An 18,425-nucleotide genomic window follows, 5' to 3' on the forward strand; every position below is an offset into this window, starting at 1 on the left:
GGGATGGGGAAGCGCATCCTTGTGGTGGAGGACGATCCTGCCGTGGCTAGGGTTTTGACCATGGCCATTATGCGGCAAGGATACCAACCCCATCTGGCCAAAGACTATCCCACGGCCAAGACAGCTTTGGCCGAGGATTGGGACGCCATCGTTTTGGACATCAACCTGCCGGGGGGTTCTGGTTTGGACCTTCTTCGCTACTTGCGAAAAGAGCTTCACAAGGCCACCCCCGTCCTGGTTCTTTCGGGTCTGAAGCAAGAGCGGAGCCTAAAGGAAGCCCAGGCCCTGGGGGCCCAGGAGTACCTCACCAAACCCTTCAGTCCCAGTGACCTCCTGAAGCGCCTGGAGAAGTATGTGGCGGCGCGGTGAGAGGCTTTATGCCCTTCTGGTCTTCCTTGTGGTGGTCCTGGAAAGCCTGGCTTTGGGAGGCTTGGTGGCGGTTTTCTCGGGAAGGCTTTTCAACCTCTTCGGTTACCCCGTGGCCTACCAAGCGCTTTTTTGCGCCCTCCTCCTCACCGGCGTAGCCCTGAGTCTTCTTTCCGCATATATCTTGCTCTACCACGCCTATACCGCAAGCCGTGAGTCTTATGAGGGCAAACTGTACGAGACCTGGCTCACCCGGACCCCGTCCTGCGTTTGGCGGCGGCCCGGGCTGGGGCCCGGGTGGCCCAGGGGCAAGGGCTCTTGGACTTGGCTAACGCCCTTTTGGAAGGCGCCTTACCCCGGGGGGCCCTTTTGGAGGTGCTCCTCCTTCTGGAAGACCGGGCGGAGCCGGTGGTGGAGTATTTGCTTTCCCAAGGTGGTGGGGAGGAGGTTTGGGCGGCCCTGGAGGCTGTGGGCCGGCTTAAGCTGGTGCCCTTGGTGGAAAGGGTCCTTCCCTTCTTAGACCAGGCGGATCCAGAGCTTAAGGCGGCGGCCATGCGTGCCCTTTACCGCCTGCGCTACCCACCCCAGGGCTACGAGGGGCTTTTGCTGGCGGCCTTGAAGGATGAACGGGAGTTCTTGCGGGCCCATGCCGCCCGGCTCATGGCCCTTTTGGGGAACGATCTGGCCCAGCGAGCCTTGTGAAAGGCGCTTTCTGACCCTTCTTTTTACGTGCGCCGGGCGGCGGCGGAAGGGCTTTTGCAGATGAACAAGGGCTTTCTGGCCCAGGCTGCGGAACGCCACCCCGATCCCTTTGGCCGGGCCATGGCCCAGCAGGTATTACGGGAGGCGGCGTGAACCTCCTTTTGGATTTCTTGTTCTTTTACCAGGTGGTGATCCTGTGGTATTTCGCCCTTTTGAACTTCTTTTATACCCTTTTCGCCTTCTTTGGCCTGGGGATGGTGGCCCGGTATGCCCGGGAGCTTTCTGAGCTTTCCCTGAAGGACCTCTTGGAGCGCGAGGCCTACCTGCCCGTATCCATCCTGGTCCCCACCTACAACGAGGAGAAGACCATCGCCCACTCGGTGCGTTCCTTTTTGGCCTTGCATTACCCGGAGTTTGAGGTGATCGTGGTGGCGGACGGGCCCAAGGATCGGACCCTGGAGGTGCTCAAGGAGGCCTTCCGCCTGATGGAGGTGGAATGGGTGTACCGTCGGGCCCTTCCCACCAAGCCCGTTCGGGCCGTGTACCGCTCATTGGTATACCCTAACCTTATCGTGGTGGACAAGGAAAACGGGGGCAAAGCCGATGCCCTTAACGCTGGGCTGAACCTGGCCCGGTATCCCCTGTTCTGCGCCGTGGATGCGGATAGCCTCCTGGATGCCCAGGCCCTTTTACGGGCGAGCCGCCTTTTCTTGGAGGATGACCGGGTATTGGCGGTGGGGGGGACGATAAGGCCCTTGAATGGGGCTGTGGTGCGTGAGGGTATTGTGGAGACCCTGCGCCTTCCCCAAGGGTTTTTGGAGCGCATGCAGGTGATAGAGTACGCCCGGGCTTTTTTCATGGGGCAGGCGGGGTGGAGCGCCATGGGGGCTTTGCTCATCGTCTCCGGGGCCTTTGGCCTTTTCCGGCGGGAGGAGGCCTTGCGGGTGGGGGGGTATCGCACGGACACCGTGGGGGAGGATATGGAGCTGGTGGTCCGCCTTCACCGCCGGGCCCGGGAGGAGGGAAGGGAGTACCGCATCCTTTACACTCCAGACCCCATCTGCTATACGGAGGTGCCTGCGGACTGGGCCACCTTAAGGAGGCAGCGGAACCGTTGGCACCGGGGCCTGTGGGAGGTCCTTTGGAACCATCGGGTCATGCTCTTCAATCCCAGGTACGGACGCCTGGGCCTGGTGGCCATGCCCTACTTCTTCCTCTTTGAGGCCCTGGCTCCCGTGGTGGAAGTTTTGGGCTACGCCCTCATGCCGGTCTTTTACTTCTTTGGCCTCTTTAATCGCGAGTTTGCCCTTCTCTTCCTCCTTTGGGCCGTGGGGTATGGGGTGCTCCTCTCCCAGCTGACGGTGGGCATGGAAACCCTGCTTCTTAGGCGTTATCCCCGGCTTTGGGACTGGGTGGTCCTCCTCTTCTTGGCCCTCCTCGAGGGCCTGGGTTACCGACAGATCCTGGCCCTGGAACGCTTTTTGGCCACCTTCCAGGTATGGCGCAAACGGGGGGTGTGGGGGGAGATGCGGCGGAAGGGGGTGGGGTTTTGAACCCAGTAAAATCCCTCCTATGGAAACCGCCATCACCCGCATGCTGGGCATCCGTTATCCCATCGTGGCCGCCCCCATGTTCCTGGTGTCCGGGGCTAGGCTTCTCCAGGCCGTGGCCGAAGCCGGGGGCATTGGGGTGATTCCCAGCCTCAACTTCCGCACCCATGGGGCCTTTCGGGAGTTCCTGGAGGGTTTTCCCCAAGGCCTTCCCTTTGGGGTCAACCTGATCCTCAAGGACAACCCCCGCCTCGAGGAGGACCTGGAGGCGGTGGCCGAGCGCCGGGTGCCCCTGGTGGTCACCTCCTTGGGGGATCCCACCCGGGTGGTGGAACGGGTTAAGGCCTATGGCGGGGTGGTCTGGTGCGATGTGGTGGGCCTGAGGCACGGGAGAAAGGCCGTAGAGGCGGGGGCTGATGCCCTGGTGGCCGTGGCCAGCGGGGCCGGGGGGCATGCGGGGACCGTGAGCCCCTTTGTCTTGGGACCTTGGCTTCGGGAGGAACTCGGGGTGCCGGTGCTCATCGCTGGGGGAATCGCCACGGGGAGGCAGCTTTTAGCGGCCTTGGCCCTAGGGGATGGGGCCTACATCGGCACCCGCTTTATCGCCACCGTGGAGTCCGAGGCCCCTTTAGAGTACAAGGAAGCCCTGCTTAGGGCCACCCCCGAGGATATCCAGTACACCCCCGAGGTCACCGGGGTGCCCGCCAACTTCCTCCGGGAATCCTTGGAGCGCTTCCGCCAGGGTGGGGGTAAGGCCTGGAAGGAGGTCTACTCCGCCGGGCACGGGGTGGCGTTCATCCGGGACCTTCCTTCCGCCAAGGAGGTGGTGGCCCGGCTGGTGGTGGAGTATCAGGAGGCCAAGGCCAACCTTCCATAAGATGCTATCCGGGGCCTTGGGTGGGGAAGGCCCATTGGCCTATGCGCTTCCTTCTCCTAGCCTTCGTTTTAGGGTGGAATCTGGCCTGGGCCCAGTACGACCTGGTGGTCTACGGCGCCACCCCCCAGGGGGTGACGGCGGCGGTGGCTGCAGCCCAAGAGGGCCTTAGGGTGCTTTTGCTGGAACCCGGCCGGGGAGTAGGGGGGGTTCTCACCCAAGGGTGGCTGGCCACCCTGGACCTGGCCAAGGACCAAGAGGGTCTTCTCCAAGGAGGTCTCTTTCGCGACTTTTACCGCCGCATCGGGCAGGAGGCTTCCTTCCATGTGAAGCGGGCGGAGGAGGCCTTCTGGGCCATGCTCCGGGAGGCAGGGGTGGAGGTAAGGCTCCAGGCTTCCTTGGACCGGGTGGAGGTGGAGGCGGGCCGCCTGACCCGGGTGGCGACCCCGGAGGGTCCTGTTCTAGCCCCTTACTTTGTGGATGCCAGCGATACCGCGGACCTGGCCTTTCGCGCTGGGGCCAGTTTCACCCAGGGCCGGGAGGATACGGGTCTGGACTCCAGGAGCATGGCGGCCACTTTGGTCTTCCGCTTGGAGGGGGTTCCCTGGGGCGCCGTCTTCCTAACCCTTAACTACGAGGGCCAGGTGCTGCGTACAGGGGCGGGGGCCTGGGGGCGAAGCGGCTGGGGCTTTGCGAGTCTGGTGCGGGGTTACCTCCCCTCCGATCCCAACCGCTATGCCCTTCGGGGCTTGAACCTGGCCCGCCAGGATGACGGGAGCCTTCTGGTGAATGCCCTCCTTCTATTTGGGGTGGAGGGTACGGATCCTTTGGCCCTCGAGCGCATCCGGGCAGAGGCGGCTTTGGAAGCGGAACGGGTGGTGTCGTATCTGCGGGAAAAGGACCCCCTTCTCTTCGGTACGGCCCGGTTAGCCGGGGTAGCTCCCGCCCTTTACCTGCGGGAAAGCCGGCACCTTAAGGCCCTCTACCGCCTTAAGGCCGAGGAGGTCCTCCTTGGCCAGATCTTTCCCGATGCTGTGGCCTTGGGAGGCTATCCCTTGGACGGCCAGGCCTACTTTCCTGGGGAAACCCCTTACCTTCTGGGTACTCCGGTGCCCTACGGGGTGCCCTTCCGCAGCCTGGTGCCCCAGGAGCTGAGGAACCTGCTGGTGGTTTCCCAGGCGGCGGGATTTGACAGCGTGGCCGCCTTCTCCGCCCGGGTGGTGCCCCTAGAGATGGCTTTGGGAGAGGCGGCAGGGGTGGCGGCGGCCCTCTTGCGCAAGGCCCTCCAGGCAGGGCTTGGCAAGGTGCCTCTGGCCGGTTTTCCCGAGTTGGCCGGGAGCGCCCCGGGCCTCGAGGCCCTGCGCAAGCGGCTGGCCCAAAGGGGGGCCAGGCTCTCCTCCCCGGAGGGGGGGCGGGTGGAGGCGGATAGGCCGGGGTACCGGGAGGCGGTGTCCCTCCTAAGGCGGGGGTTGTTCGCTGGCCCCTATTACCTAAAGGGTTCCCTGGGCCTTTCTGAACCCATTCTTCTGGGGGACTTTTTGGCTAACCTGGAGCACTACTATCGGGCGAAGGGACCCGAGGAACGCCTCAGGGTGGTGTTGAAGGCCCGGGAGCTTTTCCGGGGAGAGTTGCAGAGGCCCTCGAGGAGGTCCGTGCTGAACCAGATCCTTCAGGCCTTGGGAGAGGGCAGGCTTGCGGGTGGCGATCCCGTCACCCGGGGGGAGGCCGCCGTTATTTTGTACCGGCTTCTGCCATAATGGGTTAACGTGCTGGCCATCCTCCTCCTCCCCGAGTTTTCCGAGCTGGAGGCGGCCTTAGCCCTGGAGGCGGCTCGGCGCCTGGAATACCCCGCCTACACCGTGGCCAAGGGGCGGAAGGGAACTCCAGCCCTGGCGGGTTCCGTCTGGACCCCCACCTACGCCTTTCCCGCAGCCCCCCCTCCTAGGGCCCTCTTCATCCCCGGGGCTAGGAGGCCCGGCCGCATGGCCCAAGACCCCACCTACCTGGCCTTTTTGGAGGAGATCTGGGAGGGTTTGGAGGCGGTGTTTTTAGGCTTTAACGCCCACCTTTTCCTGGCCGAGGTGGGGAGGCTTCCTACCCGGGTGGTGGCCCCGGGGGAGGTGGCCCGGTCCCTGGCCAGGCAGGGGTACCAGGTGGGGGAGGGCTCCTTCCACCGGGAGGCGAAGGTGTATTCCACCCTAGGAGGCTTGGCCCTCCTCCAGGCCTTAGCGGACTGGGCCCAAAAGGTGATTGAACTTTAAGTTTGGGCGGGAGTACACTGCTTTCATGACCGTGAGGGAGTACCAGAAAAAGCGCCGCCGTGACCGCATCTTCCAGGCGGCCATGGCCCTTTTCCGCCAACAGGGTTTTCGGGAGACCACCGCCAGCGACATTGCCAAAGCCGCCCACGTGTCCCGGGGTACCTTCTTCAACTACTATCCCTACAAGGAGGCGGTGCTCCTGGAGTACGGAAGCCTCCTGTTGGCTGACCTCCGGGAGCAGGTTAGGCGTGGGCTGGCCCAAGGGGAAGACCCTCTAGCCCTTCTGCGCTTCCTATTCCAGAGGCTTGCGGGTTTTACCCAAGCGGAGAAGGACCTTCTTCTGCCTCTTCTTTACGAGCTATTAAACCCTGACCCCATCCGGGCCAAGGCGGCCTTTATGGCCCTGCCTTTGGGCGATCTAATCGCGGAGGTGTTGAAGCCCCTAAAGGAGAAGGGGGTGGTGCGCCAGGACCTCTCCCTGGAGCGCATGGGTCGCACCCTGGCTGACCTTTACTTCCTGGTCGCCTTGCGCTGGGCGGCCTATACCCCTAATCGGGATTTCGCGGAAGAGCTGGACAAATCCCTGTCCTTGGCCCTGGAGGGGATCCTGGCCCGCAGCCAACCTGCCCAGGTTTCCAGGAAATCCGCCAAGACCAAGGCTTAATCCGCCGCCACCTTTAGCCTCTCGGCGATCTCGGGGATCCTGGCCAGGAAGAGCCCCGTGGGGCTTCCCGAAAGGGCTACCTCCTCCGGGGTGCCCTCGGCCACGATCTCCCCTCCCCGGTCCCCTCCCTCGGGGCCCAGGTCAATGACCCAGTCCGCGGTCTTCACCACGTCCAAGTTGTGCTCAATGACCACCACGGTGTTGCCGGCGTCCACCAGGCGGTGGAGCACGTCCAGGAGCTTGGCCACGTCGTCAAAGTGAAGTCCGGTGGTGGGCTCGTCCAGGATGTAGAGGGTGCGGCCCGTGGCCTTGCGGCCCAGCTCCGTGGCCAGCTTGATCCGTTGGGCCTCCCCCCCGGAAAGGGTGGGGGAGGGCTGGCCCAGGCGCATGTACCCCAGGCCCACGTCCACCATGAGCTGGAGCTTGCGGGCAATGGTGGGAACGTGCTGGAAAAACTCCAGGGCTTCCTCGGCGGTCATGTCCAGCACATCGGCGATGCTCTTGCCCCGGAGCTTCACCTCCAGGGTCTCCTTGTTGTAGCGCTTGCCCTTGCACACCTCGCAGGGCACGTAGAGGTCGGGCAAAAAGAGCATCTCGATCTTCACCGTGCCGTCGCCCCCGCAGGCCTCACACCGCCCCCCTTTCACGTTGAAGGAGAAGCGGCCTGGGCCGTAGCCCCGTTTCCTGGCCTCGGGGGTTTTGGCGAAGAGGTCGCGGATCTCGTCAAAGATTCCGGTGTAGGTGGCGGGGTTGGAGCGGGGGGTGCGGCCGATGGGGGACTGGTCTATTTCAATGACCTTGTCCAGGTGCTCGAGGCCCTCCAGGGCATCAAAGGCCCCCGGGGTGGTCTTGGCCCGCATGAGCCTTTGCGCCAAGGCGGCGTAGAGGACATCGTGGATCAGGGTGCTCTTGCCCGAGCCCGAAGGCCCCGTGACCGCCACGAAGCGGCCCAAGGGGATGCGTAGGGTGACCCCTTTCAGGTTGTGCTCCCGGGCTCCCCTTAGCACCAGCCACTTGCCGTTGCCCTTCCGGCGCTCCTTGGGCACGGGGATTTTCTTCTCTCCCCTTAGGTAGGCCCCGGTGAGGCTTTGGGGGCTTCGGAGAATCTCCTCCAAGGGGCCTTGGGCCACCACCTCCCCTCCATGGATGCCGGCCCCCGGCCCCATGTCCACGATCCAGTCCGCGGCCCGCATGGTCTCCTCGTCGTGCTCCACCACGATCAGGGTGTTGCCGAGGCCCTGTAAGCGCTTCAAGGTGGCGATGAGGCGCTGGTTGTCCCGGGGATGCAGGCCGATGCTGGGCTCGTCCAGGACATAGAGCACTCCGGTGAGGCCGCTACCCACCTGCGTGGCCAGGCGGATCCGCTGGGCCTCCCCTCCGGAGAGGGTGTTGGCGGCGCGGTCCAGGGTGAGGTAGTCCAGCCCTACCCCCACCAAAAACCCTAGCCTTTCCACGATCTCCCGCAGGATGGGGCGGGCGATCTGGGCCTGGAAGGGGGGGAGATGGGCCTCGAGGTCCCGGAAAAACTCCAGGGCCTCGCGAACCGGCAGGGCCGAAACCTCGGCGATGTTTTTGCCCGCCACCTTTACGGAGAGCACCTCCTTCTTGTAGCGGGTGCCGCCGCAGACCGGGCAGGGCTTTTGCGACATAAACCCTTCCAGCGCCTCCTTGACCCCTTCGGATTCCGCCTCCTGATAGCGCTTCTGCAACCAGGGGATCACCCCCTCGTAGTGGACCTCCACCCGGAAGGTTTCCTTCCCTCCCCGGCGGAAGACCACCTCAAAGGGCTCGGGAAGGCCATGGAGGACCGCCTGCTTAGCCTCCTCGGGCAGGTCCTTAAAGGGGGTCTTCAGGTCAAACCCCAAGTGCTCCGCCAAGGCCCGAAGCCGGTCCCAGAGGTAGCTCCTTCCCGTGTCCCGCCCCCTTGCCCAGGGCAGGATGGCTCCTTCGGCCAGGGAAAGCTCGGGGTTTACGATGAGCTCGGGGTCAAACTCCTGCTTGTAGCCCAGGCCCGAGCAGGCGGGGCAGGCCCCGTAGGGGGCGTTGAAGGAGAAGATGCGGGGCTCCAGCTCCTCCAGGACGCTCCCATGCTCGGGGCAGGCGAACTTTTCCGAGTAAAGCTCCTCTTGGCCACTATCCGGGTAAAGGACCCGCAAAAGCCCCTCGCCCCTAAGAAGGGCAAGCTCCACCGCCTCGGCGATGCGGGGGCGTTCCTCCTCCTTAAGGGCCACCCGGTCCACCACCAGGTCGATGTCGTGCTTCTCGTACTTTTCCAGGTTGAGGTTCTGGGCCTCTTCCAGGAGGTAGATGACCCCGTCCACCCTAACCCTGGCGTACCCCTCCTTGATGAGCTGTCCAAAGAGCTTTCGGTACTCCCCCTTTCTGCCCCGCACCAAGGGAGCCATGAGGATGGCCCGGGTTCCCGGGGGTTTCCCCAAGAGGCGGTCGGTGATCTCGCTGGCGGACTGCTTCTCAATGGGGCGGCCGCATTCCGGGCAGTAGGCGGTGCCGATGCGGGCATAGAGGAGGCGGAGGTAGTCGTGGATCTCCGTCACCGTGCCCACAGTGGAGCGGGGGTTGTGGCTGGTGGTCTTTTGGTCAATGGAGATGGCGGGGGAAAGGCCCTCTATGCTTTCCACCTCGGGCTTGTCCATGACCCCCAGGAACTGGCGGGCGTAGCTGGAGAGGCTTTCCACGTAGCGCCGTTGCCCTTCCGCGTAGATGGTGTCAAAGGCCAGGGTGCTCTTGCCCGAGCCGGAAACCCCAGTGATGACGATGAACTTGCCCCGCGGGAGCTCCAGGTTGATGTTCTTGAGGTTGTGCTCCCGTGCCCCCCGGATGACGATGCGGTCCATCCGTGGAAGTATACCACTTCCCTCTGGCAAGGACCAGGTGGCAGGGGGGTGCTTCCCGTGGCCTATAGTGGACTCATGGCCTCTTGGATGCGCGCCGAGGCGGAGGAGGCTCCTAAGGTCATAGAGCGTCTCCTTCGGGAGAACGAGGGTGAGGTGCAGGGCCTGGCCCGCTTCCTGAGGAAGCGTCCCCCGAGCCTTACCCTTACCGTGGCCCGGGGCAGTTCCGACCACGCGGCCCTTTTGGCCAAGTACCTCCTCGAGGCCCGCCTGGAATGGCCGGTCCTCTCCTTGGCCCCTTCTGTCCTCACCCTCTACCGGGCCCGGCCCCGGGTGCCCTTTCCTTCGCTCCTTCTGGCCTACAGCCAAAGCGGGGAGAGCCCGGATCTCCTGGAGGCCGTGGCCGCCTACCGGGCGCAGGGTGTCCTCACGGTGGCCCTGGTGAACCGGGAGGAGAGCCCCCTGGCCCGAATGGCGGAGGTGGTCCTTCCCCTCCATGCCGGGGAGGAGAGGGCGGTGGCCGCCACCAAGAGCTTTCTCGCCATGCTGGCCGCCACCCTTCACCTGCTTTCCCACCTGGTGGAGGAATCCCGCCTGCGCCAGGTCCTTCCCACCTTACCCGAGGCCTTGCACCGGGCCTTGGAAACCTCGGGGGAGCTGGATTACCTGGAGGATGGGGAAAACCTTTTCGTCCTGGGGCGGGGGTTTACCTACCCTGTGGCCCTCGAGGCGGCCTTGAAGCTCAAGGAGGTGGCGGGGCTTCATGCGGAGGGGCTTTCGGCGGCGGAGTTTCTCCATGGGCCCCAGGCGCTATTGGAGCCCGGCTTTCCTGTGCTGGCCCTGGTGCAAAAGGATGAGGCCTCGGATACCCTTCTTGCCATCCTGGAGGGGCTAAGGGCTAAAGGAGCCCATCTTCTCGTCCTCTCCCCTGAACCCGACGCCCTAGCTTTGGCGGATTCCCCCCTGGCGCTTCCTGTGGCCTCTGAGCCCGAAACCACCCCTCTTCTCCTAGCCCAGGCCTTCTACCCCAAGGCGGAGGCCTTGGCCCGGGCCCGGGGCTTGGACCCGGACCGGCCCCGGCACCTCACCAAGGTGACCCGGACCCGTTAGAAGACCTTCTCCCCCAGGGGCACCTCCCGCTCCACGGTGAGGAGGACCACCCGGCCCTCCCCATCCTTGGCCCCCAGGACCAGGACCTCCGAGGGAAACCCGGCAATGAGGCGGGTACCTAGGTTCACCGCGCACACCACCAGCCGGCCCAAGAGGTCTTCCGGGCGGTAGAGTTCGGTGATCTGGGCGGAGCTTTGCTTGATGCCCAAAGGACCCAGGTCTATCCAAAGCTTATAGCTGGGCTTGCGGGCTTTCTCGTGGGGCTCGGCCTTAAGAATACGGCCCACGCGCAAATCCAGGGCTTGGAAGGCTTCCAGGGCGTCCATGCTTTGATTCTGCCAGAAGGGTCGCCGTACCAAAAGCATCCCCGCCCCCACAAGGGGGCGGGGGTTTTGCCGTCCTGGAGCTGGTGGGCCGTGCAGGACTTGAACCTGCAACCAACCGGTTATGAGCCGGCCGCTCTCACCGATTGAGCTAACGGCCCCTGCCAGAAGGCTATATTAGCATAGCAGGTGGGGTGGGGCTAGATATCCGGGGCCCAGAGGTGTAGGGTGGAAGCGGAGGTGAGCCATGACGGTGAACGAGAGCACCACCGATAGGGTGATCCGGTTTATCCTGGCCCTCATCCTCTTCTACTTCGCCTTCCAGTCGGCATCCCCTTGGAACTGGATTCTGGGCATTGTGGCGGTGGTCCTCCTCTTCACGGCGGTTACCGGCTTCTGCGCCCTTTACAAGGTCCTGGGCATTAGCACCAAGAAGTAAGCGACCGGGCTCTTTGGGTTTTGGGAATGGGGGCCTTGCCCTGGCCGGTTGCTCCCGGGGACCTCGTGCGGGTAGAGTTTTACAAGTTCCCGGGAGATAGCCCGCACTATTTCTGGGAGGCCCGGGTGGTGGAGGTGCGCCCCGAAGGGGTCCTCACCCTTTTGCCCCAAGGGGAAACCTTCCACCATGTGGCCAAGGGTAGGAGGGTGGTGCTGGACCACGACGCCTACGTGGCCTTTTTCCCAGGGGCCTGGTACTCCGGGGGGCCGGACGTGCGGGAGGGGCGGGTTTTGGAATACTACTGGAACGTGCAGACCCCGGCCGAGTGGACGGGAAAGGGTTTTCGCCAGTACGACCTCGAGCTGGACGTGAGGTGCCGGGCCGACCACTCCTGTGAGGTCTTTGACCGGGAGGAGTTTTGGGCCAAGCGCCCCCTTTACCCCAAGGCTTGGGTGGAGGAGGCGGAAAGGGCGGTGGAGGCCATCTTCCGCCACATGGAAGAAGGGCGCTGGCCGGTTTTGCCTCCGGGGGAACCCCTTCCGTGGTTGGAGCGGATCTAGGGGGTAAGGCTGGGTAGGGGGTTGGGTCTGGGGTCCTGATTCCCGGGCCCCCAGGCTTTAATGGGGAGGAGGGCGCGGCCCTCTAAGTGCCAGCGTCCTTCCAGGACCACCTGGTAGAGTAGGCCTTTGAAGAAGCCATGAAAGCTATCCTCCCAGGTTTCCAGGTTCTGGGCCCTAAGGGGGTAGTTGTGCCAGGCGGGACCCAGGTAGTAGAGCCAGGGGTCCTCGAGGGGCCGGGTGTCCTTAGGGGGGAGGCCTAGGAGGGCGTTGAAGTAGCCCCGGAGGCGGCTTGCGGTGAAGAGGAGGTTGAGGTAGGGGTCTTCCAGGGCCTTTCTGGCCTCGGCCTCCGTCTTGGGGAAGGGCCTAGCGGGGTCCCAGGCCCCGAAAAGCCGCAGGCGGTCCCCTTGCTTAAGGGCATCCTCCCAGCTCATCTGGGCCAGGCCCAGGGTGCGGCTTAAGGGGGCGTGGCCTTGGGTCTCGGCCAGGCCTTGGGCTAGGCCATCCGCCGCTTCCCGCACCCCCCGGGAAAGCCCCAAGGCCTTGTCCCCGCCATACTGCTCGTTGTCCACGATGGCCGCCAGCACCCCGGAGGGAAGACCTAGGGCAAAGGCGGCGGCACGGATCTCCCGGGCATAGGGAAGGACGTGGTGGGGGGCGGTGGGCAAACCCTCCAGGTTCACCCTCTGGCCGCGCCTGGCCTGGCCGATGGCTTCTACCCAGCGCCTGGCCGCCAAAAGGGCGCTTTGGGCCTCGGGATAGGCAGCCCGCTTGCCGGAACGCTGGTTTCTGAGCTCGAGGCGCATAAGGTGGTCGTAGGCCCTTGCAGCTTCCTCTCCAAGAAGCTGGTGCAGGCTGGCCTTTAAGGCCAGGTGGAGGCTAACCAGGCTCTCCCGCTTCTCCTTGGGATAGGGGAGAAGGTCCCTAAGGCTTGGGGAAGGGGGTAGGGAAGGGGGAATGGGAAGGGTAAAAAACAAGAGACCAGCCACCAACAGCACGAGCCAGGGGCCCGGGGGCATGGGCTAGGGCTGGGTGTCTTCCACCGGGGCAGGGGCGATCTCCACCGTGGCCTCCACCGGATAGCCGGCGTAGGTGCGGCGGCCCCCGAGGGTTCTCTCCAATACTTCCCGCCACTCAGGCAGGTTCAGGAAGCGGTCTGCTTGGTTGCGGAGCTCGAGGTCGGCCAGCTCGTGGACGCCCAGAAGATGGATCTCCTTTCCCAAGGCCCTAAGGGCGGCAAAGGTATGGGCCAGGTCTCCCGAACCGCTGGCCACGATGGCCCGGTCCCAGCGGGGAGCGGTGGTGAGGAGATCCGTGGCCATCATAGCTTCAAACCGGGCGTCCCCCCGCACCAGGCGGCTTCGCACCGTGTAGCCCATGAAGACCAAGGCGTCTATGAAGCGCTGCTGGCGCTCGTCCTCGGGGTCGGTGATGGGGACATAATAAAAGGCGTTGTAAAGCTGCTCCGGGGTGGCGAACTGGGTGAGGACCCGGCGGTGGTCCACGTTCCATCCCAAGCGCTTGGTGGCCAGGTACATGTAGGATCCGTCAATGAAAAGGGCAACCCGCATATGCCCCCATCTTAGAACAAACCGGGGCCCCGGGGTAGCCCGGAGCCCCAAGGGTATTCCCTTCTAAGCGGGGGTTTTTTCCTCGGCCTTTTCCGAGGAGTGGCCGGGGTTAACCTTGAGGGCGGGGTTGGCGTAGGCGGCGGCGTGGTTGGCGGCGATGGCGGCTTCGCCAAAACCTAGCACGATCAAGGGCAGCTTTCCCGGATAGGTGACGATGTCCCCGCAGGCGTAGACCCCCGGGATGCTGGTGGCCATGGTGGTGTCCACCTTGATCCTGTTCTTTTCCAGGTCCAGACCCCAGTTGGCCAAGGGCCCCAGCTTGGTGAGGTAGCCTGCCAGGATCAAGACGGCGTCCACCTCCAGCTCCTTTTCCTCTTGGGTGGCGTTATGGAAGATCACTGCCTTTTCCACGTGCTCCTTCCCCTCAATCCGCCGCACCTCGTAGGGGGTGAGCACCCTAAGCTGGCCTTCCTCATGGGCCTTAAGAAGCTCCTTCACGCTGGCCTCGTGGGCCCGGAACTGGGGCCTTCTGTGGATCAAGGTGATCTCCTTGGCGGTGCCGAGGAGGTTTAAGGCCCAGTCCACGGCGCTATCGCCTCCACCAACGATGAGGACCCGCTTGTTCTGGAACTCCGCCTTGTTCTTCACCGCATAGTAGACGCCCTTGCCTTCCAGCTCCTTCTCCCCAGGAGCTCCCAGACGCCTGGGTTCAAAGGCCCCCACCCCGGCGGCGATGATCACCGCTTTAGCGGTGTAGGTGTTGCCCAAAGAGGTGGTGATTTTGAAGAAGCCTCCTTCCTTTTCTAAGGTTTCCGCCCGCTCCCCTAGGCTGTAGATGGGGTTAAAAGGAGCCACCTGCTCCACCAGGCCCTGGACTAGGTCCTTGGCGTACACCTTCGGGAAGCCAGCTACGTCGTAGATGTACTTTTCTGGATAGAGGGCGGAGAGTTGTCCTCCGGGTTCGGGCAAGGGATCCACAAAGCGGAAGGAAAGCCCCCGCATCCCCACGTAAAAACCCGCAAAAAGCCCAGCGGGTCCTGCGCCAATGATGATCACATCGGTGTGCTCCATGGCCTCACCTCGCCCTGCATTCTACCCTTACGGAAACCCCTTTAGGGGCGGCTTTCGGCAAGGGACAAAGGTCTTAGGTCCATCCCATAACCTTCTCCCTATGGTCCTAAGGCGGGACCTCGGTTCCGCCTTGGCTAACCCATCTGGAGCACCACTTTGCCAAAGATGCGCCGTTCCTCAAGAAGCCGGTGCCCCTCCGCCGCCTCCTCTAAGGGAAGCACCTGCCCCAGCACGGGCCGGAGCTTGCCTTGCTCCACAAAGCGCAAGATAGGGAAGAGGCGGCTTTTGGAGCCCATGGTGGAGCCCAGGATGGAAAGCTGCCGGAAGAAGACGTGGGCGAAGGGAAGGGTGCCCTCATAGCCCGAGGAAGCGCCGGCGATGGCGATCCTGCCCCCATTGGCCGTGGCCCGGATCACCCCTTCAAAGTAAAGGGCCCCGGTGTGGTCCACCACCTTGTCGGCGCCTTTGCCGCCGGTTAGACGGCGCACCTCTTTAGGCCAGTCGGGATGGGTGTAGTTTACGGTTTCGTCGGCTCCCAGCTCCTTGGCCTTCCTCAGCTTTTCCTCCGAACCTGCGGTGGCGATGACCCGGGCCCCGAAGAGCTTGGCGATCTGGATGGCGGCCACGCTGACCCCGCTACCTGCGGCCATGACCAAAACATCCTCCCCGGGCCGTACCTGGAGTTTATCCACCACCATCTGCCAGGCGGTAAGGAAGGTGAGGGGGATGGCGGCGGCCTCTTCAAAGGAGAGGTTTTGCGGTTTTTTAAGAAGGTTGACCTCCGGTACCACCAGGTACTCGGCGTAGGCTCCGAAGCGGAGCTCGCCCAGGATCTCGTATTTGGCGCAAAGGTTATCCTCCCCGGCCAGGCACCTTTCGCAGTGGCCACAGGAGAGGCCAGGATTGACCACCACCTCGTCCCCGGGGGCAAAGCCGGTTACCCCGGGGCCCACCGCATCCACAACTCCCGAGGCATCGGCTCCCAGGATGTGGGGTAGGGGGAGCTTGGGGCTGGCTACCCCCTTTCTTACCCAGATATCCAGGTGGTTGAGGGCTGCGGCCTTTACCCGGATCCGCACTTCTTTGGGGCCGGGCTCGGGGGTAGGCATCTCGGCTACTTTTAGGACCTCTGGGCCGCCTCGAGCTTCCATGACCACCGCCTTCATCATGGCCTCCTTATGAAGGGGATTCTTTCATGAAGGGCAGCCGGGGTCAAGGTACGGCTACCCTTGACAGGGTCCAGAAGAAGCGGGTACCCTGTCCAGCGTAAGGCTAAGAGGAGGTAAACGCTATGAGGAAAATTGTGGCGGTTTTGGTGAGCGTCGCGGCTCTGGTCGGCATGGCCAGCGCCCAGACTTTTGTTTGGCCCCAGAAGTGGACCGTGGCCAAGCCTACTGAGGTAAAATGGGGCGGCACCATTCGGGAAGCGGTGATCTCGGACTACCGCACCTTCAACCCCTTCATCACGGCGGAGGCGGGCAATGTTCCTAGCCTTCTCGCCGGGCCCATTGGCCTGGTGCGGCGCGACCCTACCACGGGGGACTGGATCCCCTACATGGCCGAGTCCTGGACCATCAGCCCGAACAAGTTGGAGATAACCTTCAAGATTCGCCGGGGGATGAAGTGGTCCGACGGCAAGCCCATCACCGCCGACGACTGGATCATGACCTGGCGCATCCACACCGATAAGGCCGTGGGGTCCAACAGCTATGACTCCTTCTTCCTGGACGGAAAGCCCATCACCCTGCGCAAGATAGACGACTACACCATCCGCTTCATCTACCCCAAGACGGATGCCGAGGCCTTTAGCGTGGCTAGCTTTACTCCTTGGCCCGCCCACATTTTTGGCCCCGTCTACCAAAAGGAGGGGGCTGAGGGCATTAAGAAGATGTGGACCCTCAACGAAAAGCCGGAGAACATCGTTTCCGGTGGGCCCTGGCTCATTGAAAGCTACCGGCCCGGGGAGCGCCTGGTTCTGAAGCGAAACCCCGCCTTCGGCGAGTGGAACAAGGACGAGGCGGGGAATCCCCTGCCTTACCTAGACCGCCGGGAGATTCGGATCGTTAAGGACACCAATGCCCAACTGGCGGAGTTCTTGGCGGGCAACATTGATGTGATGGCCCCTTCCACGGTGGACCACATCTCCCAGATCCGCCAGGCCATCCAGCAGGGCCGTTTGGACGCCACCATCAAGGTGAACGCTTCCCCGGTGGCCAGCAGCCAGTTCATGGTCTTCAACTGGAACAAGGCCTCGGATCCCTTCAAGCAAAGCCTTTTCCGCTCGGACAAGTTCCGCCGGGCCATGAGCCACATCGTCAACCGCCAGGCGGTGATTGATATCGTCTACGGCGGCCTGGGCACCCCCATGTACAGCAGCGTTTACCCGGTGCTCACCCAGTGGGTGAACCCCAAGGTGCCCAAATACGAGTACAACCTGCAGGAGGCGGCCAAGCTCCTGGCAGAGTTGGGCTTCACCAGGAAGGACCGGGAAGGCTTTTTGGTGGATGCCAGGGGGCGCAGGCTAGAGTTCAACCTTTCCACCAACGCCGGCAACGCCCAACGGGAGCAGATTGCCAAGCTCATCGTGGACGAGGCCAAGAAGGTGGGGGTGAAGGTGAACTTCACCGCCATTGACTTCAACACCCTGGTGGGGCAGTTGCTCTCCTCCGGTCCCGACCGGCCCTTTGACGCCATCATCATCGGCCTTACCGGTGGGGGGCTGGACTGGCCGTTTGGCAGCAACGTGGTTCCTTGTAAGGGCAACCTGCACATGTGGAACAAGTCGGGCCAGTGCCTGGATCCCAGGGAGACCCAGCTGGATGCCCTCTACTCCCGTGGCCGTAGCGAACTGGACTTCAAGAAGCGGGTGGAGATCGGTTACCGCATGCAGGAGATTGAGGCCCAGCTTCTTCCCGTCATCTACATCGCCGGCCCCAACTACCATCCCGCCTGGAACAACCGCCTGGGTGGGGAGCACCCCGATGCCATCATCAGCAGCATCTGGGGCCAGCGGCAGCTGGAGCTGACCTTCATCAAGAAATGAGCTAGTTGTACGGTATCCCCGGGGTCAGCGGACCCCGGGGATACTTTGGGAAGCCATGACCGCATACATCCTTCGCCGAATCCTCTACCTGGTGCCCACCTTTTTTGGGGCGACCTTTTTGGCCTTCCTCATCATCCAGTTGGCCCCCGGGGACTACCTGACCCAGCTGGAGCTGGACCCCAAGGTGACCCCCGAGACCATTGCCCGCCTCAGGTCCCAGTTTGGCCTGGACCGGCCTGTCCATGAGCAGTACCTCCTTTGGATGCACAACCTTTTGCACCTCAACTTGGGCTATTCCTTCGCTTACCAGGCCCCGGTGCTGGACATCGTTTTGCCTCGGGTGGTCAACTCCATGGTTATCGTGGTGCCATCCACCCTTTTCCTATTCCTGGTGGCCATTCCCGTAGGGATCTACGGGGCCTTGCGCCAATATTCCCTGGGGGACCGGGTGATCTCCTTTCTGGCCTACATTGGCTTGGCCATCCCCAACTTTTTCCTGGCCCTTATCTTCATGTACCTGATCCTGCAGGTCTACTTCCGCACGGGGGTGATGGTCTTTCCGGTTTCGGGCATGACCAGTAGCGGCTTTGAGCAGTTTGACCCTTGGAAAAAGATCCTGGATATCGCCTGGCATGCGGTGATTCCCATCATCGTGGTAACCACCAGTGACATCGCGGGTTTTTCCCGGGTCATGCGGGGGCAGATGCTGGAGGTGCTCTCCCAGGATTACATCCGCACCGCACGGGCCAAGGGCTTGGCGGAGCGGGTCGTGGTCTACAAGCATGCCCTTAGGAACGCCGTCATTCCCTTTGTGGCCAACATAGGGGGCATTTTGCCTGGGCTGATTTCGGGGGCGGGGCTGGTGGAGGTGGTCATGGCCTGGCCTGGGATCACCCCACTCCTTCTGGACTCATTGCAGCAACAAGACCTTTACATGGTGGCCGGCTTCCTCACCATAGGTCTAATCCTCCTGATGGTGGGCAATCTGCTTTCCGACCTCCTTTTGACCTGGGTGGACCCCAGGATCCGTTACGAGTAGAGG

At 63.2% G+C, this 18,425-nt stretch carries 19 protein-coding genes and 1 tRNA gene; 13 read left to right on the forward strand and 7 right to left on the reverse strand.

What is annotated here, in order from left to right; translation table 11 throughout:
• Positions 1-3 precede the first annotated feature (3 nt).
• The 8 genes from L0D18_RS04870 to L0D18_RS04900 all read left to right on the forward strand — a co-directional run bounded on the left by L0D18_RS04870 (position 4) and on the right by L0D18_RS04900 (position 6,417).
• Entirely contained in the window at positions 4-369 is a 366-nt protein-coding gene (locus tag L0D18_RS04870) for a response regulator transcription factor (protein WP_243027713.1), read from the forward strand.
• A 267-nt stretch (positions 370-636) separates the two neighbouring features.
• Positions 637-1,068 carry a HEAT repeat domain-containing protein gene (locus L0D18_RS04875; protein ID WP_243027714.1) on the forward strand — a complete coding sequence of 144 codons (432 nt, stop codon included), beginning with the start codon at positions 637-639 and terminating at the stop codon, positions 1,066-1,068.
• A gap of 27 nt (positions 1,069-1,095) precedes the next feature.
• Positions 1,096-1,221, forward strand: a complete 126-nt coding sequence (locus L0D18_RS11895; protein ID WP_279232184.1) for a hypothetical protein — start codon at positions 1,096-1,098, stop codon at positions 1,219-1,221.
• Positions 1,218-2,621, forward strand: coding sequence for a glycosyltransferase family 2 protein (locus tag L0D18_RS04880; protein ID WP_243027715.1), 1,404 nt, complete (start codon positions 1,218-1,220; stop codon positions 2,619-2,621). The genes L0D18_RS11895 and L0D18_RS04880 overlap by 4 nt, the downstream gene beginning before the upstream one ends.
• Positions 2,622-2,640: 19 nt before the next feature.
• Positions 2,641-3,495, forward strand: coding sequence for an NAD(P)H-dependent flavin oxidoreductase (locus tag L0D18_RS04885; protein WP_243027717.1), 855 nt, complete (start codon positions 2,641-2,643; stop codon positions 3,493-3,495).
• Positions 3,496-3,536: 41 nt separating this feature from the next.
• Entirely contained in the window at positions 3,537-5,249 is a 1,713-nt protein-coding gene (locus tag L0D18_RS04890; protein WP_243027719.1) for an FAD-dependent oxidoreductase, read from the forward strand.
• A 9-nt stretch (positions 5,250-5,258) separates the two neighbouring features.
• The gene (locus L0D18_RS04895) at positions 5,259-5,753 is read left to right on the forward strand and encodes a hypothetical protein (RefSeq protein WP_243027721.1); all 495 of its coding nucleotides are present in this window, start codon (positions 5,259-5,261) and stop codon (positions 5,751-5,753) included.
• A gap of 25 nt (positions 5,754-5,778) precedes the next feature.
• Positions 5,779-6,417, forward strand: coding sequence for a TetR/AcrR family transcriptional regulator (locus L0D18_RS04900; RefSeq protein ID WP_243027722.1), 639 nt, complete (start codon positions 5,779-5,781; stop codon positions 6,415-6,417).
• Here the strand turns inward: L0D18_RS04900 and uvrA are convergent.
• Entirely contained in the window at positions 6,414-9,272 is a 2,859-nt protein-coding gene (gene uvrA, locus L0D18_RS04905; RefSeq protein WP_243027723.1) for an excinuclease ABC subunit UvrA, read from the reverse strand. The genes L0D18_RS04900 and uvrA overlap by 4 nt on opposite strands.
• A 75-nt stretch (positions 9,273-9,347) precedes the next feature.
• Here uvrA and L0D18_RS04910 point away from each other — a divergent pair, with 75 nt between their 5' ends.
• Positions 9,348-10,379 carry an SIS domain-containing protein gene (locus L0D18_RS04910; RefSeq protein ID WP_243027724.1) on the forward strand — a complete coding sequence of 344 codons (1,032 nt, stop codon included), beginning with the start codon at positions 9,348-9,350 and terminating at the stop codon, positions 10,377-10,379.
• Here the strand turns inward: L0D18_RS04910 and L0D18_RS04915 are convergent.
• Positions 10,376-10,705 carry a tRNA-binding protein gene (locus tag L0D18_RS04915; protein WP_243027725.1) on the reverse strand — a complete coding sequence of 110 codons (330 nt, stop codon included), beginning with the start codon at positions 10,703-10,705 and terminating at the stop codon, positions 10,376-10,378. The genes L0D18_RS04910 and L0D18_RS04915 overlap by 4 nt on opposite strands.
• 81 nt (positions 10,706-10,786) lie before the next feature.
• Positions 10,787-10,863: transfer RNA gene (locus L0D18_RS04920), tRNA-Ile, on the reverse strand.
• Positions 10,864-10,949: 86 nt separating this feature from the next.
• Here L0D18_RS04920 and L0D18_RS04925 point away from each other — a divergent pair.
• Together L0D18_RS04925 and L0D18_RS04930 are read left to right on the forward strand one after the other, a co-directional pair.
• Entirely contained in the window at positions 10,950-11,141 is a 192-nt protein-coding gene (locus tag L0D18_RS04925; RefSeq protein ID WP_243027726.1) for a YgaP family membrane protein, read from the forward strand.
• A 26-nt stretch (positions 11,142-11,167) separates the two neighbouring features.
• Positions 11,168-11,701: a DUF402 domain-containing protein gene (locus L0D18_RS04930; protein WP_243027727.1), complete on the forward strand. Its 534-nt coding sequence runs from the start codon at positions 11,168-11,170 to the stop codon at positions 11,699-11,701.
• Here L0D18_RS04930 and L0D18_RS04935 read toward each other — a convergent pair.
• From L0D18_RS04935 to L0D18_RS04950, 4 genes are all read right to left on the reverse strand, one after another.
• The gene (locus L0D18_RS04935; protein WP_243027728.1) at positions 11,698-12,717 is read right to left on the reverse strand and encodes a hypothetical protein; all 1,020 of its coding nucleotides are present in this window, start codon (positions 12,715-12,717) and stop codon (positions 11,698-11,700) included. The two genes, L0D18_RS04930 and L0D18_RS04935, sit on opposite strands and share 4 nt — an antisense overlap.
• A gap of 3 nt (positions 12,718-12,720) precedes the next feature.
• Complete coding sequence (locus tag L0D18_RS04940; protein WP_243027729.1) at positions 12,721-13,269, reverse strand: LabA-like NYN domain-containing protein; 549 nt, start codon at positions 13,267-13,269, stop codon at positions 12,721-12,723.
• A gap of 63 nt (positions 13,270-13,332) precedes the next feature.
• Positions 13,333-14,340 carry an NAD(P)/FAD-dependent oxidoreductase gene (locus L0D18_RS04945; RefSeq protein ID WP_243027730.1) on the reverse strand — a complete coding sequence of 336 codons (1,008 nt, stop codon included), beginning with the start codon at positions 14,338-14,340 and terminating at the stop codon, positions 13,333-13,335.
• A 134-nt stretch (positions 14,341-14,474) separates the two neighbouring features.
• Positions 14,475-15,506, reverse strand: a complete 1,032-nt coding sequence (locus L0D18_RS04950; RefSeq protein WP_243027819.1) for a zinc-binding dehydrogenase — start codon at positions 15,504-15,506, stop codon at positions 14,475-14,477.
• Between the two features lie 125 nt (positions 15,507-15,631).
• On the opposite strand from L0D18_RS04950, the gene L0D18_RS04955 reads away from it, so the two are divergent.
• The gene (locus L0D18_RS04955) at positions 15,632-17,383 is read left to right on the forward strand and encodes an ABC transporter substrate-binding protein (RefSeq protein WP_243027731.1); all 1,752 of its coding nucleotides are present in this window, start codon (positions 15,632-15,634) and stop codon (positions 17,381-17,383) included.
• A gap of 55 nt (positions 17,384-17,438) precedes the next feature.
• Positions 17,439-18,422 (forward strand): ABC transporter permease, encoded by a 984-nt coding sequence (locus tag L0D18_RS04960; protein WP_243027732.1) that lies wholly within the window; start codon positions 17,439-17,441, stop codon positions 18,420-18,422.
• Positions 18,423-18,425 lie beyond the last annotated feature (3 nt).

It is taken from the genome of Thermus albus (assembly GCF_022760855.1).
Lineage (GTDB): Bacteria > Deinococcota > Deinococci > Deinococcales > Thermaceae > Thermus > Thermus albus.

Excerpts from the sequence above, each read along its gene's own strand:
- L0D18_RS04870 (WP_243027713.1), top strand. The coding sequence starts at position 4 with ATGGGGAAGCGCATCCTTGTGGTGGAGGACGATCCTGCCGTGGCTAGG.
- L0D18_RS04885 (WP_243027717.1), top strand. The coding sequence starts at position 2,641 with ATGGAAACCGCCATCACCCGCATGCTGGGCATCCGTTATCCCATCGTG.
- L0D18_RS04890 (WP_243027719.1), top strand. The coding sequence starts at position 3,537 with ATGCGCTTCCTTCTCCTAGCCTTCGTTTTAGGGTGGAATCTGGCCTGG.
- L0D18_RS04900 (WP_243027722.1), top strand. The coding sequence starts at position 5,779 with ATGACCGTGAGGGAGTACCAGAAAAAGCGCCGCCGTGACCGCATCTTC.
- uvrA (WP_243027723.1), bottom strand. The coding sequence starts at position 9,272 with ATGGACCGCATCGTCATCCGGGGGGCACGGGAGCACAACCTCAAGAAC.
- L0D18_RS04910 (WP_243027724.1), top strand. The coding sequence starts at position 9,348 with ATGGCCTCTTGGATGCGCGCCGAGGCGGAGGAGGCTCCTAAGGTCATA.
- L0D18_RS04915 (WP_243027725.1), bottom strand. The coding sequence starts at position 10,705 with ATGGACGCCCTGGAAGCCTTCCAAGCCCTGGATTTGCGCGTGGGCCGT.
- L0D18_RS04925 (WP_243027726.1), top strand. The coding sequence starts at position 10,950 with ATGACGGTGAACGAGAGCACCACCGATAGGGTGATCCGGTTTATCCTG.
- L0D18_RS04930 (WP_243027727.1), top strand. The coding sequence starts at position 11,168 with ATGGGGGCCTTGCCCTGGCCGGTTGCTCCCGGGGACCTCGTGCGGGTA.
- L0D18_RS04935 (WP_243027728.1), bottom strand. The coding sequence starts at position 12,717 with ATGCCCCCGGGCCCCTGGCTCGTGCTGTTGGTGGCTGGTCTCTTGTTT.
- L0D18_RS04940 (WP_243027729.1), bottom strand. The coding sequence starts at position 13,269 with ATGCGGGTTGCCCTTTTCATTGACGGATCCTACATGTACCTGGCCACC.
- L0D18_RS04945 (WP_243027730.1), bottom strand. The coding sequence starts at position 14,340 with ATGGAGCACACCGATGTGATCATCATTGGCGCAGGACCCGCTGGGCTT.
- L0D18_RS04950 (WP_243027819.1), bottom strand. The coding sequence starts at position 15,506 with ATGAAGGCGGTGGTCATGGAAGCTCGAGGCGGCCCAGAGGTCCTAAAA.
- L0D18_RS04955 (WP_243027731.1), top strand. The coding sequence starts at position 15,632 with ATGAGGAAAATTGTGGCGGTTTTGGTGAGCGTCGCGGCTCTGGTCGGC.
- L0D18_RS04960 (WP_243027732.1), top strand. The coding sequence starts at position 17,439 with ATGACCGCATACATCCTTCGCCGAATCCTCTACCTGGTGCCCACCTTT.